The 14633-nt window shown below is 64.6% G+C and carries 13 protein-coding genes; 9 read left to right on the top strand and 4 right to left on the bottom strand.

The genetic code is table 11. The annotated features are described in order from the left end of the window. Window positions 1–17 precede the first annotated feature (17 nt). The 4 genes from ABDW49_RS18075 to ABDW49_RS18060 all read left to right on the top strand — a co-directional run bounded on the left by ABDW49_RS18075 (window position 18) and on the right by ABDW49_RS18060 (window position 4595). Window positions 18–899, top strand: coding sequence for an aldose 1-epimerase family protein (locus ABDW49_RS18075; protein WP_343613644.1), 882 nt, complete (start codon window positions 18–20; stop codon window positions 897–899). A gap of 95 nt (window positions 900–994) precedes the next feature. Further along, complete coding sequence (locus ABDW49_RS18070; RefSeq protein WP_343613642.1) at window positions 995–2530, top strand: peptide chain release factor 3; 1536 nt, start codon at window positions 995–997, stop codon at window positions 2528–2530. A 284-nt stretch (window positions 2531–2814) separates the two neighbouring features. Continuing rightward, window positions 2815–3153 carry a P-II family nitrogen regulator gene (locus ABDW49_RS18065; RefSeq protein WP_110870478.1) on the top strand — a complete coding sequence of 113 codons (339 nt, stop codon included), beginning with the start codon at window positions 2815–2817 and terminating at the stop codon, window positions 3151–3153. A 41-nt stretch (window positions 3154–3194) separates the two neighbouring features. Next, complete coding sequence (locus ABDW49_RS18060; protein ID WP_343614370.1) at window positions 3195–4595, top strand: ammonium transporter; 1401 nt, start codon at window positions 3195–3197, stop codon at window positions 4593–4595. Between the two features lie 228 nt (window positions 4596–4823). Here the strand turns inward: ABDW49_RS18060 and ABDW49_RS18055 are convergent, their stop codons facing one another. Then, complete coding sequence (locus ABDW49_RS18055; protein ID WP_343613640.1) at window positions 4824–5255, bottom strand: TIGR01244 family sulfur transferase; 432 nt, start codon at window positions 5253–5255, stop codon at window positions 4824–4826. A 306-nt stretch (window positions 5256–5561) separates the two neighbouring features. Between ABDW49_RS18055 and ABDW49_RS18050 the strand changes: the two genes are divergently transcribed. The 5 genes from ABDW49_RS18050 to queC all read left to right on the top strand — a co-directional run bounded on the left by ABDW49_RS18050 (window position 5562) and on the right by queC (window position 10430). Further along, window positions 5562–6341, top strand: a complete 780-nt coding sequence (locus tag ABDW49_RS18050; RefSeq protein ID WP_343614368.1) for a cold-shock protein — start codon at window positions 5562–5564, stop codon at window positions 6339–6341. A gap of 238 nt (window positions 6342–6579) precedes the next feature. Next, a complete protein-coding gene (locus ABDW49_RS18045; protein WP_343613639.1) occupies window positions 6580–7767 on the top strand; it encodes an aspartate aminotransferase family protein in 1188 nt (395 codons plus the stop codon). Next, the gene (gene argF / locus ABDW49_RS18040) at window positions 7767–8699 is read left to right on the top strand and encodes an ornithine carbamoyltransferase (protein ID WP_343613637.1); all 933 of its coding nucleotides are present in this window, start codon (window positions 7767–7769) and stop codon (window positions 8697–8699) included. Before ABDW49_RS18045 ends, argF begins: the two co-directional genes overlap by 1 nt. 26 nt (window positions 8700–8725) lie before the next feature. Next, window positions 8726–9598, top strand: coding sequence for an Hsp33 family molecular chaperone HslO (locus tag ABDW49_RS18035; protein WP_343614366.1), 873 nt, complete (start codon window positions 8726–8728; stop codon window positions 9596–9598). Window positions 9599–9725: 127 nt separating this feature from the next. Then, a complete protein-coding gene (gene queC, locus ABDW49_RS18030) occupies window positions 9726–10430 on the top strand; it encodes a 7-cyano-7-deazaguanine synthase QueC (RefSeq protein WP_343613636.1) in 705 nt (234 codons plus the stop codon). A gap of 195 nt (window positions 10431–10625) precedes the next feature. Here the strand turns inward: queC and ABDW49_RS18025 are convergent, their stop codons facing one another. The 3 genes from ABDW49_RS18025 to ABDW49_RS18015 form a co-directional block, all read right to left on the bottom strand. Further along, window positions 10626–11753: an OmpA family protein gene (locus ABDW49_RS18025; protein ID WP_343613635.1), complete on the bottom strand. Its 1128-nt coding sequence runs from the start codon at window positions 11751–11753 to the stop codon at window positions 10626–10628. A gap of 172 nt (window positions 11754–11925) precedes the next feature. Next, on the bottom strand, window positions 11926–12402 hold the full coding sequence (locus ABDW49_RS18020; RefSeq protein WP_343613633.1) for a DUF2793 domain-containing protein: 477 nt from the start codon (window positions 12400–12402) through the stop codon (window positions 11926–11928). A 48-nt stretch (window positions 12403–12450) separates the two neighbouring features. Beyond that, a complete protein-coding gene (locus ABDW49_RS18015; protein WP_343613631.1) occupies window positions 12451–14628 on the bottom strand; it encodes a phage tail protein in 2178 nt (725 codons plus the stop codon). Window positions 14629–14633: the final 5 nt, after the last annotated feature.

The following is a 14633-nucleotide window of genomic DNA, read 5'->3' as shown; positions in this document are numbered from 1 at the left end:
CGCAAAGGGGACGGTTTATGGATGACCTGATTTCGATCACCTCGGGCGCTCTGACGGCCCGGATCAATCCGTTCGGCGCGGAACTGTGGTCGCTGCAAGACGCCTCCGGCGCCCAGTATATGACCGATGCCGATCCCGCCTTCTGGACGGGCCATGCCCCGCTGCTGTTCCCCATTGTGGGCGGTCTGGTGGACGACACCTATCGGCTGGGCGATCAGACCTATCATCTGCCGCGCCATGGCTTCGCCCGCCGCAATGCCTTCGATGTGCTGGTGGTGGAGGAGGATGTCGCTGTCTTCGGCCTGAGCGACAGTGCGGAGACCCGCAAGGTCTATCCCTTCGCCTTCAAGCTGGCGATGGCGTTTCGGTTGAGCGGGCAGACGCTGCATATGGCCGCCACCATCACCAATGCGGACGATCATCCGATGCCCTTCAGCTTCGGCTATCACCCGGCCTTCGCCTGGCCGCTGCCGGGCGGGGCGGCCAAGGATGCCCATCGAATCGTCTTTGCAAAGGATGAGCCCGAGGATATCCGCCGCGTCGACAAGGCGCTCGGCCAGCTGTTGCCTGAAAAACAGGCAAGCCCGGTGAAGGGCCGCGAACTGGCGCTTTCCCCTGACCTGTTCGAGCAGGATGCGGTGATCTGGGATCACCCGCACAGCCATGCGCTGTCCTATGGCGCCGAGGGTGGCGCGTGGCTGGACGTCAGCTTTCCCGATACGCAGGCGCTGGGGCTGTGGCAGGCGCCGGGCGCGCATTTCCTCTGCATCGAGCCGTGGCAGGGCCATGCCGATCCTTTGGGCTTTGCGGGCGATTTCACGCAGAAGCCCGGCGTCGTCACCATCGAGCCCGGCCAGTCGCGCACTTATCGTCTGGATGTGACGGTCCGCCCGGCATGAGCAAAGGCGGCTGTCTCTCGCCGGGATAGTCGCCCCTCGTTCTCTGGCCCATTCACCGTGGACGCGCCGCCCGGCAACCGCTAGAGGCGCGCTCCATGAGTTCCAGCCGCCGCACCTTCGCCATCATCTCCCACCCTGACGCGGGCAAGACCACGCTGACCGAAAAGCTGCTGCTTAACGGCGGCGCGATCCATCTGGCGGGGCAGGTGAAGGCGCGTGGGGCTGCGCGGCGCGCCCGCTCGGACTGGATGAAGATCGAGCAGCAGCGCGGCATTTCGGTTACCTCCAGCGTGATGACCTTCGCGCGGGATTTCGACGGGCTGGGGCATATCACCTTCAACCTGCTCGACACGCCGGGCCACGAGGATTTCTCGGAAGACACCTATCGCACGCTGACGGCGGTGGATTCGGCGATCATGGTGATCGACGCCGCCAAAGGCATCGAGCCGCAGACCCGCAAGCTGTTCGAGGTCTGTCGCATGCGCAATGTGCCGATCATCACCTTCGTCAACAAGGTGGACCGCGAGGGGCGCAGCGTCTTCGAGATCCTCGACGAGGTGGCCGATGCGCTGGCGCTGGACGTTTCGCCGCAATCGTGGCCGGTGGGCATGGGCGGCACTTTCGAGGGCATTCTGGATCTGGCCAGCGGCCGCATCAGCCGCCCCGAGGGCGATTCGCGCGAATTTCTCGGCACTGTCGATCATGAGCCGGTGCCGGAGGAATTTGCCGAGGAGATCGAACTGGGGCAGGCGGGCTATCCGGAGTTCGATCTGGAAGCCTATCGCCATGGCGATCTGACGCCGGTGTTCTTCGGCTCGGCGCTCAAGAATTTCGGCGTGGCCGAGCTGATCGAGGCGATTGCCCGCATCGCGCCGCCGCCGCGCCCCCAGCCCAGCGAGGCGGGCACCATCGACCCCACCAATGGCGAGGTGACCGGCTTCATCTTCAAGGTGCAGGCCAATATGGACCCGATGCACCGCGACCGTATCGCTTTCATGCGTCTGGTCTCGGGCACCTTCAAGCGCGGCATGAAGCTGACGCCCTCGGCTTTGGGCAAGCCGATCGCCATCCATTCGCCGATCCTCTTCTTCGCGCAGGACCGCGAGATCGCCGATTCGGCAGAGCCCGGCGATATCATCGGCATTCCCAACCACGGCACGTTGCGGGTGGGCGATACTTTGTCCGAAGCGAACAAGGTGCGCTTCACCGGCCTGCCCAATTTCGCGCCGGAAATCCTGCGTCGCGTGGCGCTGAAGGACCCCACCAAGACCAAGCAGCTTCGCAAGGCGCTGGATGACCTCTCCGAAGAGGGCGTGATTCAGGTGTTCTATCCCGAGATCGGCGCGCAGTGGATCGTGGGTGTGGTCGGCCAGCTCCAGCTCGACGTGCTGATCTCACGCCTTGAGGCTGAGTATAAGGTGGAAGCCGTGCTGGAAGGCGCGCCTTTCGACACGGCCCGCTGGGTGAAGGGCACGGACACCGCGCTGCGCGACTTCGCCGAGTTCAACAAAAGCAATCTGGCCAAGGATCGTGATGGCGGCATGGTCTTCTTGGCGCGCTCGGCCTGGGATGTGTCCTATCAGCAGGAACGCAACCCCGAACTGACCTTCAGCGCCACCAAGGAGCGCTGAGCCTTAAAACCGGGCGTAAAATCCGGGCAGGGGCCGTTTTAACCAGTCCTGCCCGGCTCCGGCCCCGCCCAACCTAAGTCATTTGCCTCAGGCATGGGCAAAGTTTTGGCCCTGCTTTGCCTAAAATTTAGGCAGATGCGCAAGATTCGAGCGCCAAACCATCCCTGCGCGACAGGAATGGAATCGATGACACTCCCGTGAATCCTGACGAATCGTAAACTGGCACACCTCGTGCTTATCCCTGTTCATCCGGCATGGCGCCGGTTGGCTATTAGGGGATAGGCATGAAGTTCATCATCGCCATCATCAAGCCGTTCAAGCTCGACGAGGTGCGTGAAGCCCTCGGCGCCCTCGGTGTGGCGGGTATGACCGTGTCCGAGGTGAAGGGGTTTGGCCGGCAGAAGGGGCAGACCGAAATCTACCGCGGGGCGGAATATTCCACGAATATGCTGCCCAAGGTGAAGATCGAGATCGCCGCCAGCGACGAACTCGCGCCGCGCGTTGTCGAGACCATCCAGCAGAGCGCCAGCACCGAAGCCATCGGTGACGGCAAGATCTTCGTGCTGGATCTGGCCTCGGCCACCCGCATCCGCACCGGCGAGACCGGGGACACCGCGCTGTGAGCGGCGCTTCACTTTGGAAGGATAACACGATGATCCGCAAGATGATGTGCGGCGTCGCGGCGGTGGGCGGTTCCCTCGGCTATGCCGGGGCCGCCTTCGCGCAAGCCGCTTTGATCAAGGCCCCCACCGTGGCCCAGCAGGCCAATATGGTGAACAAGGGTGACACCACCTGGATGCTGGTGTCCTCCGTGCTCGTGCTGATGATGAGCATTCCCGGCCTGGCCCTGTTCTACGGCGGCCTGGTGCGCAGCAAGAACATGCTCAGCGTGCTGATGCAGGTCTTCATGATCGTGTCGGTCACGGGCCTGCTGTGGGCCACCTATGGCTATTCGCTGGTGTTCACCGGCGGCTCGCCCTTTATCGGCGGCTTCTCCAAGGCGCTGATGCAGGGCGTGACCAGCGGCACCTATGCCGCCACCTTCTCGAACAACGTCTACATTCCCGAACTGGCCTATTTCGTCTTCCAGATGACGTTCGCCATGATCACCCCGGCGCTGTTCATCGGTTCTTTCGCTGAACGCATCAAGTTCACGCCGCTGATCATCTTCACCGTGCTGTGGTCGACCTTCGCCTATTACCCCATCGCGCATATGGTGTGGTACTGGGCCGGCCCAGACTTCCTGTACGCCAGCCCCAATGACGCCGGCTTCCTGTACCTGAAGGGCGCGCTGGACTTCGCCGGTGGCACCGTGGTGCATATCAACGCCGGTATCGCTGGCCTGGTCGGCTGCCTCGTGCTGGGCAAGCGCGTGGGCTTCGGCAAGGAAAACACCCCGCCGCACTCGCTGACCATGACCATGATCGGCGCCTCGCTGCTGTGGGTGGGCTGGTTCGGCTTCAACGCCGGTTCGAACCTTGAATCGAACGGTGTCGCCGCTGTGGCCTTCGTGAACACCATGCTTGCCACCTGCGCCGCTGCGGTCGCCTGGGCGGTCGTCGAGCAGATCGTGCATGGCAAGCCCTCGATGCTGGGCGCTGCCTCGGGTGCTGTGGCCGGTCTGGTCGCCATCACCCCGGCTTCGGGCTTCGGCGCGCCGATGACCTCGATCGTGCTGGGTCTCGTCGTCTCGCCGATCTGCTTCTTCTTCGTCACCACCGTGAAGAACAAGTTCAAGTATGACGATACGCTCGACGTGTTCGGCGTGCACTGCATCGGCGGCATCATCGGCGCCATCGGCACCGGCATCGTGGCCAACCCCGCGCTGGGCGGTCAGGGCTGGGTCGATTACACGGGCTTCGTGGCCAAGGCTGGCGCCTGGGACACGATGGGCCAGGTCATCACTCAGGCTGAAGCCGTCGGCATCACGCTGGTGTGGTCGGGTCTGGTGACCGCCGTGCTGCTCTTCGTGATCGACAAGACCATCGGCCTGCGTCCCACCGAGGAAGCCGAGCGCGAAGGTCTGGACATCACCGAGCACGGTGAACGCGCCTACAACAGCTAAGTTTAAAGTTCGGCGGGGCAGGGATTTCGATCCTCCTTCCCGGTCCCGCCACCCGATGTTCCTCCTGCGGACAAAAACTCAAAGGGCCGGAGCCAGCCGCTCCGGCCCTCTTTTCTTGCGCAGTGCCGCACCAGCCCGCTTCCCCCGCCGGATTTTCAAAAGACTCCGCACAGCAAAAAGCCCGGCCGTTGTGGACCGGGCTTTGCTTTGTGCCGGAAAGGGCTGTGTTCAGCTCGCCTTGGCGCTCAGCATATCGACCAGCGGGCGCACCGGGGTGATGTCGTAACCGGCGGCATTGGCGATGGGGGTCAGTTCCTCGGCGGTGGCGCCCTGGCTGGCGCGGGCCAGTGCCCAGAGCAGCGTCGAGCGCGTGCCCGAACGGCAATAGGCCAGAATCGGGCCCTGAGCGCCGGCCAGCGTCTCGGCCATGGCGTTGACCTGACCTTCGCTGAAGCCGCCATGGCCGACCGGAATCGCCACATAGGTCAGGCCCGCGTCCTTGGCGGCCTGTTCGATCACCGCGCCGGGCGTCTGGTCGTCGCTTTCGCCTTCGGGGCGGTTGTTGATGATATGCTTCACGCCCAGCTTCACCGCTTCGGCCAGATCGTCGAGATCGATCTGCGGGCTGACGAGAATCGTGTCGGTGAGCTGGCGAAACATCGGCATTGTCCTTATCTCGGGGCGGGCGTGATGGCCCGTAAACCCGCTCGGCATGCCAGCGCAGGTTCATGCTGGCAAGCGCAAGGCTGGCGACGACTCGCGGATGACCGCAGCCTGTAAACCGATTGTCACGAATCTGAACAAGGAATGCGGATTCTGTTCGCGCTGCCCGGATTTTTGGGGTATGTCGAAAAATGCAGAGGAAAGGACTGTGCTGTCGCATGGCGCCTGGCCCTGTTGCTCGGTGCGTTTCGTCCAGGCGCCGGGCACGATCGATCAGGGCGAAGCGAAGGTTCTTTCGGGTATATGAGTTTTGATAGAGGGCGTCGCGGCCGGGGCCGGGACAAGCGCGACGGATTTGGCGAGGAGGGTTTCGACCCCTTCATGGGCGGCGACCGTGGCGGCTTCGGCGGCCCGCGCGGCGGCTTTGGCGGCGGTGATCGCGGCGGCTTCGGCGGCGGTGATCGTGGTGGCTTTGGCGGCGGCGATCGCGGTGGCTTTGGCGGCCCGCGTGGCGGCGGCGGTGGTGGCGGCTTCGGCGGCCCGCGCGGCGGCGGCGGCGGTGGTTTCGGCGGCGGTGGCGGCGGTATGCCTGCCCAGGTCGTTGGCCAGGGCAAGGGCGTCGTCAAGTTCTTCAACGGCCAGAAGGGCTTCGGCTTCATTCAGCGCGAAGATGGCGGCGAAGATGTGTTCGTGCACATCAGCGCGGTTGAGCGCGCCGGTCTGGAAGGTCTGGCTGAAGGTCAGGGCCTGGAATTCACGCTCGTCGATCGCGGCGGCAAGATTTCGGCCAGCGACCTCGTCGTAGTCGGCGATGTCATCGCCGTTGCCAAGCGCGAGCCGGCTGCTCCCCAGCGTCAGCTGACGGGCGACAAGGCTTCGGGCACGGTCAAGTTCTTCAACGCGATGAAGGGCTTCGGCTTCATCACGCGTGACGATGGCCAGCCGGACGCTTTCGTGCACATCAGCGCCGTTGAGCGCTCGGGCATGCGCGAGCTGAACGAGGGCGATCGCCTGGAGTTCGACATCGAGGTGGACCGCCGAGGCAAGTACTCGGCTGTCAACCTGGTGCCGCGTCAGGGCTGACACCGTTCGCTTGAGGTCTCCGTAAAAGTCGGGCCCGGATGAAAGTCCGGGTTTGACGGAGATAAAGCGACACCATAAATACGCGCAAATGGCGGCTTCCCCAGGATTCGCATCCGGGGAAGCCGCCATTTGTCGTTTCCGTCATGATGCTGTCACCAGCATCGCATTTCCGCGAGAATCAGCACCCATCCTCCCAATGCCAAAGCTGGCAATGAAGGTCTGAGTAAAGGAACGTAGCATGTCGATTTCGCCTCTGATGCCTGTTTACCCCCGGACCGCCTTTCGGCCCGTGCGCGGTGAACACTGCCATCTGATCGGCGAGGACGGCCGCCGATATCTCGACTTTGCCAGCGGCATCGCGGTGAACCTGCTGGGCCACAGCCATGAAGGGCTGATCGGCGCGATCCAGCAGCAGGCCGCGACGCTGATGCATGTCTCCAACCTCTATGGCAGCCCGCATCAGGAAAGCCTGGCCAAGCGTCTGGTCGATCTGACCTTCGCCGACACGGTGTTCTTCACCAATTCGGGCGCCGAGGCGGTGGAATGCGCGATCAAGACTGCGCGTGCCTATCACCAGCATGTCGGCAACGACCACAAGTATGAGCTGATCACGTTCAGCGATGCCTTCCATGGCCGGACGCTGGGCACGATCAGCGCCTCCAATCAGGAGAAGATGCATAAGGGCTTCCTGCCCCTGCTGCCCGGCTTCAAATATGTCGAGTTCGGCAATCTGGAGGCGGCCAAGGCGGCCATCGGCCCCAACACTGCGGGTTTCCTGGTCGAGCCCATTCAGGGCGAGGGCGGCATCAAGGTGCCTTCGGACGACTTCCTGCCCGGCCTGCGCGCGCTCTGCGACGAGCAGGATCTGATGCTGGTGTTCGACGAGGTGCAGACCGGCGTCGCGCGCACCGGCACCTTCTACGCCTATGAGCAGCTTGGCGCCGTGCCGGACATCATGTCCACCGCCAAGGGCATCGGCGGCGGCTTCCCGCTGGGCGCGTGTCTGGCCAGCGAGAAGGCCGCGCGCGGCATGGTGGCGGGAACCCATGGCTCGACCTATGGCGGCAATCCGCTGGCCATGGCGGCGGCCGAGGCGGTGCTGGACGCCGTGGCCAATGACGAATTCCTGGCGCATGTGCGTGACATGGGCGCCAAGATGACCGCCCGTCTGGAGCAGTTCATCGGCAATTATCCCGAGATCTTCGAGGCGGTGCGCGGGCGCGGCCTGCTGATGGGTCTGAAGCTGAAGATCGAGCCGCGGCCTTTCGTGGCGCATCTGCGTGACAACCACCAGTTGCTCACGGTGTCGGCGGGCGACCAGACCATGCGCGTCTTCCCGCCGCTGGTGATCGACGAGAGCCATATCGACGAGTTTATGGAGAAGCTCTCGGCGGGCGCGGCCTCCTATCAGCCGGAGGCGGTGTGATGTCTGATCTGCGGCATTTCCTCAATCTGGCCGATGCCGGGCCCGAAGCGCTGCGCGCCATTCTGGCCGATGCGGGCACGCGCAAGCAGGCCCGCGCCAGCTGGCCTAAGGGGCGCGTCGATGCCGATGCGCCGCTGGCCGACCGCGTGCTGGCGATGATCTTCGAGAAGAACTCGACCCGTACTCGCGTCTCTTTCGATATGGCGATCCGCCAGTTGGGCGGCAGCTCGATCGTGATGGAAGCGGGCGGCATGCAGCTGGGGCGCGGCGAGACCATCGCCGACACCGCGCGCGTGTTGAGCCGCATGGTCGATGCGATCATGATCCGCACCAACGATCACGCCAAGATCGAGGAGCTGGCGCATTACGCCACCGTCCCCGTGATCAACGGGCTGACCGACCAGTCGCACCCCTGCCAGATCATGGCTGATCTGCTGACCTTGCAGGAGCAGGGTGTCGCGCTGCAGGGCATGGAATTGGCCTGGCTGGGCGATGGCAACAATGTGCTGCATTCGCTGATCGAGGCTGCCGGCCTGCTGGGCTTCAACATCCGCGCGGGCATCCCTTCGGGCTTCGAACCCGATGCGGGCTTCGTGGCGCGCGCGCGTGAGGCCGGTGTCAGCATCACCCTCACGCAGGATCCGCTGGAAGCCGCCAAGGGCGCTCAGGTGGTGGTCACCGACACCTGGGTGTCGATGGGCCAGCCCGGCGGCGAGGCGGTGATCGCTGCGATGGAGCCCTATCAGGTCAATGATGCGGTGATGGCGGCGGCTTCGCCCGAGGCATGGTTCCTGCACTGCCTGCCTGCGCATCGCGGTGAAGAGGTCACCGATGCGGTGATCGACGGGCCGCGCTCGCTGGTCTGGGATGAGGCGGAAAACCGCATTCACGCCCAGAAATCGGTGCTGCTCTGGGCGCTGGGTGCGCTGTGATCTTTGGCGATGAAACCGTGAAGGGCATGGACGAGGTTCTGCCCTTCACCATCCCCGCTCGCGATGTGCGTGGCCGGATGGTCCGCCTCGGAACGTCGCTGCATGAGATTCTGGCGGCGCATGACTATCCGCCGGTGCTGCGGCGCCTGCTGGGCGAGGCGCTGGTGCTCACCACGATGATGGGCACGCTGCTCAAGGATGAGGAGTGCCAGCTTACCTTTCAGGTGCAGGCCGAAGGCGGCGTGGTGGATCTGCTGATCTGCGATTACCGGTTGGGCGAATTGCGCGGCTATGTCCGCCATGATGCCGAGCGTCTCGCTGCGCTGGACGGGCGTGAGAGCCTGCAGGATCTGTTCGGTGAGAAGGGCTATCTGGCGATCACCTTCGATCTGGCGGCGACCGGAAAGCGCTATCAGGGCGTGGTGCCGCTGGAGAAGGCGTCGCTCGCTCAGGTGTGCGAGGCCTATTTCGCCCAGTCGGAGCAGGTGCCCACGTTGATCCGCATCGGCCTCGATGTGGAGGGTGAGCGCTGCGCGGCCGGTGGGCTGTTGATCCAGCATCTGCCCGATGGTGAGGAAGGGCGCGAGCGCCTGCATGTGCGGATGAACCACCCGCATTGGGAGCATGTTGCGGCGCTGGCCGGGTCGATGACCGCCAAGGAACTGGTCGATCCCACGCTGGGCCTCGACGATCTGATCTGGCGCCTGTTCCATGAGGAAGATGAGGTGCGGCTGCTCTCCGCCACCTCTCTGACGCGCGGCTGCCGTTGCAGCGCCGAGTATTACCGCACGGTGCTAGGCCGTTTCCCGGCCGAGGAGCTGGATGAGATGCGCGATGAGGCGGGTGACATTCTGGTCGATTGCGCCTTCTGTTCGAAGGTCTTTCCCATCGAACTGTGACCCTTTCGGCAGCACTGTTGCCGAAAATGCTCTGGCCCGTGCCGGGCGATTGTTCCATGACCATCACGGCGCCTTGCTGATGCCGGGCGCCGTGATGTGACGCCTTATGTGGTGACAAGGAACGATAATGACCAATTCCCCCCAAACGAGCGACAAGAAGGCCGTGGTGCTGCTGTCGGGCGGGCTGGACTCGATGGTGTCGGCGGGGCTGGCGCGCGAGGCCGGCTACAGTCTTTATGCGCTGACCATCGATTATAACCAGCGCCATCGCCGCGAGCTGGCGTCGGCCGCGCTGCTGGCCGAGCATCTGGGGGCGGTCAAGCATGTGGTTCTGCCGCTCGATCTGCGGCAGTTCGGCGGTTCGGCGCTGACCGATGCTATCGATGTGCCCAAGGAGGGGGTGGGTAACGATATCCCCGTCACCTATGTGCCCGCGCGCAATCTGGTCTTTCTCTCGCTGACCTTGGCCTGGGCCGAGGCAGTCGGTGCGAAGGACATCTTTATTGGCGTGAATGCGCTGGATTATTCGGGCTATCCCGATTGCCGCCCGGAGTTCATCGAGGGCTTCGAGAAGCTGGCCGATCTGGCGACCAAGGCCGGGGCGCAAGGCGCCGGTTTCCGCATTCAGGCCCCCTTGCAGCATATGAGCAAGGCGCAGATCGCTCAGGAAGCCGACCGTTTGGGTCTGGACGCTGGCATGAGCTGGTCCTGCTACGATCCGCAGCCTGATGGAAAGGCTTGCGGCTTGTGCGATTCCTGTCGCCTGCGTCTTGCCGGTTTCGAGCAGGCGGGTCTGGTCGATCCTCTGCCCTACGCCCATCGCCCAATCTGAAGCGCAACTGCCCATTCTTTTCCACGCTAGAGCGGTTGATCCGATTGTATCGGATCAACCGCTCTAAGTTTTTGTTTGGCCACGTTTTCGTAAGGCGCCGGGGGATTCCACCCGGCTTGAAAACGCTCCGGCGCTGGACACAAAAAAGGGGCCGGATTTCTCCGGCCCCTTTCTTTGTTTGCAGCCTTATCGAGCTTAGTTGCCCGAACCCGGACCGTAAGTGATTTCCACGCGACGGTTCTGCAGTTCGCGCACGCCGTCGGCGGTGGGAACGCGGGGGTTGGCTTCGCCGTAAGCGGTGCTCGAGATGGTGCCGTCAGCCACGCCATGCGAGGTGAGGTAAGCACGCACCGAGGCGTTACGACGGGCCGAAAGACCCAGGTTGTACTTGGGCGTACCCGAGCGGTCGGTGTAACCGGCCAGGGTGATCGCCGCCGTACCGCAGTTGCCATAGGCCTGGATCGCGCTGTCCAGAATGGTGGCAGCCTGAGGCGTGATGTCCGACTTATCCCAGTCGAAGAACACGATGTACGGCCCCTTGTTGCACACCGGAGCCGGCGGAGGCGGCGGCGGCGGCGGAGGGGGCGGCGGGGGAGGCGGCGGCGGCGGCGGCGGCGGGGGAGGCGGCGGCGGAGCAGCCGGCTCACCGAAGTTGTAGGTCAGGGTCGCCAGCAGCGAGTGCGAGTGGAAGCGCTCGATGAAGGGGTTGCCCTGCAGGCTGACGAACTTGTTCGCGCCCGAAGCGGCGAAGTAGCGATACTTCAGACCCAGGTCGACATGCTTGCTCAGCGGAGCGCGGATACCGGCCAGAGCCTGGTAGGCGAAGCCCGACGAGGAGTCGTTCACGCCGCCGTTGTTGAACGGAGCAGCGGTGTAGATCGCGTTCTTGACGCGCGCCACGCCGACGCCGCCGCCGATGAAGCCCTGCAGGCCGTCATCGGGACCAAAGTCCAGCAGGCCGTTGGCCATGAAGCTGAGCACGCCGGTGCCACCAGCAGCCTGGTTGTTGGCCGAGTCATACACCGTGCCAGCGGCAGTGGTGAACTTCTTGGCCTGTGCACGGCGGTAGCTGGCTTCGGTTTCCAGACGGAAGGGACCGAAGTCGTAACCGATGATGCCACCGAAATCGTAGCCGGTCTTGGTGTTGAAGTAACCGACAGTGGTGCCGCCGGCGGGCGTGCCGGGAGCGATGTTCACGACGCGATTGCTCTCGACAATGGTCGCACCGGCATCGCCTTCGACGTACCAAGACTTGTCACGCGCCAGAGCGGGCGTGGCAAGGGCGGTCGAGGCTAGCGCCAAACCCAGGGCTAGTCTGCGCATTATAAATTCCCCTTTCAAGATGTGGAGGCCACCGATTGGGGAAATGTCTATCCACTTCATTGGTTACACGCAAGCCGCGAAAAATCCTGCACTGTTGCAAAAATGCCGCTTTCCCGGCACCTTGCAGGAAGGTTGACTGGTGTAAAAATCCCGTTTCAGGGAGGGTTGGCTTTCAGTCCGAATTGGCTTGACTGGACGATGGCAATACCCCGGCAGTCTGCAACGCTGCAACCAGATTGGCAAGCGCTGCTCGCGCCTGAATATCGATTACGGTACCATCCTGGGACAGGGAAACGGCGGCGGGAACCTTCCAGGCGCCATCGTGGTGCGAAAACTGGCCTGTCGCGCGATTAAAGATACGTAAACCGTCGAAACTATCGAAAAACAGCCAGTTTCCAGCCTGCCGCGCGGCCAGTCTGCCGTCCTGACCGGCCCAGTCTCCGCTGGCGGAGGGAGCGATCAGCCAGTTGCTGCCTTCCACAGGGCTGGCAGGTGGCATGGCGGACACACCCTCGATCGTGCACTGCACACAGGCGTCCAGCCGGGCATGCGCCTCATTGACGAAAGCCTCTTTCTGAGCCTGCCCGGCATAGAGCAGCGGAAGCCCGAGACGCGGGCTGGTTGAGGAAAAATTCAGGGCATCGCTCATGGAAGATCCTTCCGCTGAAAGAAAAAATGCAAAGCTGCGGTGCAGCACTCACCCCAATGTCATCAGACTCAGCGCCTCGGAGAGCGCATAGGTCCCCTGCTGCCTGACCGAAAAAGCGGCCCCTGCATGGGCTGACGCAAGCGCAGCAAATGCCTCCGCGGCCAGGGTCAGGGAGGGGGTGGAGGTCTGCCATTGCAGCAGCGGATCATCCTGGCCGCCCAAAGCGACCAGATAGGTTTCCGTCTGTTCCTGGAGCGGCATGTCCACGCCGTCACTCCAGCTCCAGCCGCCGCGCGCGCGGCGAGTCCATGACAGGGTCAGGCTGCCGTCATCGGCGATTACCGCCTTGGGATGCACTGGCGACCATGGCCGACGGCTGTAACCCCGGCACAGGATGGGCACCTCGACCTGCACCGGATCGGCCAGACCCAGCGCGGCAATGCCCACCGCTCCTTGCAGGGCGCCGCCATCCAGTTGCACCGGCGTGCCATCGAGCAGGACGAAAGCTTCCCCCGCCGCATGGGTAACGATGGCGCTTTCGGTGCCGCCGCGCCCGCGCAGCAATCCGCTCAGCAGCCAGACGCCGCCACCCTGTGCAACGGCGTTGGCGAACTGGATGATCTCGCCGCCCAGCAAAGCCCGGTTCGCCCCCATCGCGAGCTGGTCCAGCGAGGCGGAGGTCAGCGCCATATCGCTGCCGGTCAGGTGAATGGTCACGCGCGACTGCCGATCGACCAGCAGCGGCGATGCGGCGGGCAAGGCGACCACCGCCAGCCCCGTTACGCTGCGCCGCCGTCCGGTGGCGGCCAGCCATGTCAGCGCGCCGGTGCCGAAATCGCCATACAGCGCGGCCCCCGGCCAGCCCGCGCCGCTGGATGAGGCGGCGGCCTGCACGATGACCGCATCGCTGCTGCCCTGTCCATCCCATGGCAGCTCATAGGCGACCAGGCTGGTGGGGGTGATGGCAAGGTCGCTGGCCAGATTGGCGCGCCCCGGATCGACAGGAGCGCCTGAGCTGGCGGAGGGTGCGACCCGCTCCAGATCGAGCTGGATCCCGGTGTCACGCCATTCCCAGCCGGTCACGCGCCACACGCCCGGCTGCCCGAAAGGCGCAACCAGCATGCCGGGCGCCACGGCGGGGTCCAGCTCGGCGCAGCGCCAGACCAGCGTTTCGCGGCGCCAGTCGGCATCGCGCGCGGCCTGCTGGATCAGCCTTGCGGCGTCGGCGGCTTCCATGGTGGCGGGCACCTCCAGCGTGCGCGGCTGGCCGGGCAGCGCCTGTCCGATCGAGCGCTGCATGCCGGGCTGATAGTCCAGCGCCGGATCATAATAGCGCAGCACGCGCGGCGGGTTTTCTGGCGCGGGATCGCGCTTGTACTGAAAGCCGGTCCGGGCGCCGAACTCGCCGCTCGCGCTGGTCAGCGCCGGTTCGGCAAGGGCGATGGGCGTGGCGGACTGGCGGTCGGCAGTGATGATCAGCCCGTCGCCCCCGGCATCGCAGCTCATCGGCATCACCGGCTGGAACTGCGAGAGCGTGTCGGCCAGCGACCCTTCGCAGGCATAGCCGACAATGCCGTCGAGCGGCACGGACAGCGTGACATCCTCGACGACGCCTTCCATCAAGGCGGCGAGCGACAGGGGCGTTTCCTCGCCGATCACCTCGAAGGTCAGGGCGGGGATGCGGTTGCCGAAATCGGCGAGCTGGAGATCCTCGAAGACGGCATAGGCCAGCCCACGAAAGGCAGGACAATGGGCGCTTCCTTCCGCTGCGGCGATCAGCGGGTCCACCGCCTGATCGCCATGCCCGTTATGCAGGCGCAAGGTGCCGCCAACCTTCAGCGCGCCATCCGCGCCGCGCAGCAGATCGCCATCGGCCCAGATCCGCCCGATCCGCAGCACCGGGCGGCTGGAGATCGCCACCGCAAAGCTGGAGCTGTAGGAATAGGTGGTGACGCTGGGCTGGCCCTTGCCGCCGCTGGTCTGGCCATGCTCGGCCAGATCGGTGGCCCAGATGATGGTGCCGCCCACCCGCATCGTGCCGAATTGCCGGGGCATCGCCGAGCCATAGCTGGAGGTGGTGACCGCCAGATCCTTCAGGCGCGGCCCGCTCACGCTGCCGCCGCCCAGCAGGGCCTTGTCGACCTGTTGCCCGGCCAGCGCGCCGAGCACGCCGCCGATCGGCCCGCCCAGCGCCGTGCCCAGCGCGGTGAAAAGCAAGGTTGCCATGATGT

It is taken from the genome of Novosphingobium sp. (genome assembly GCF_039595395.1).
Lineage (GTDB): Bacteria > Pseudomonadota > Alphaproteobacteria > Sphingomonadales > Sphingomonadaceae > Novosphingobium.
This window is presented reverse-complemented; position numbering and strand designations above follow the sequence as displayed.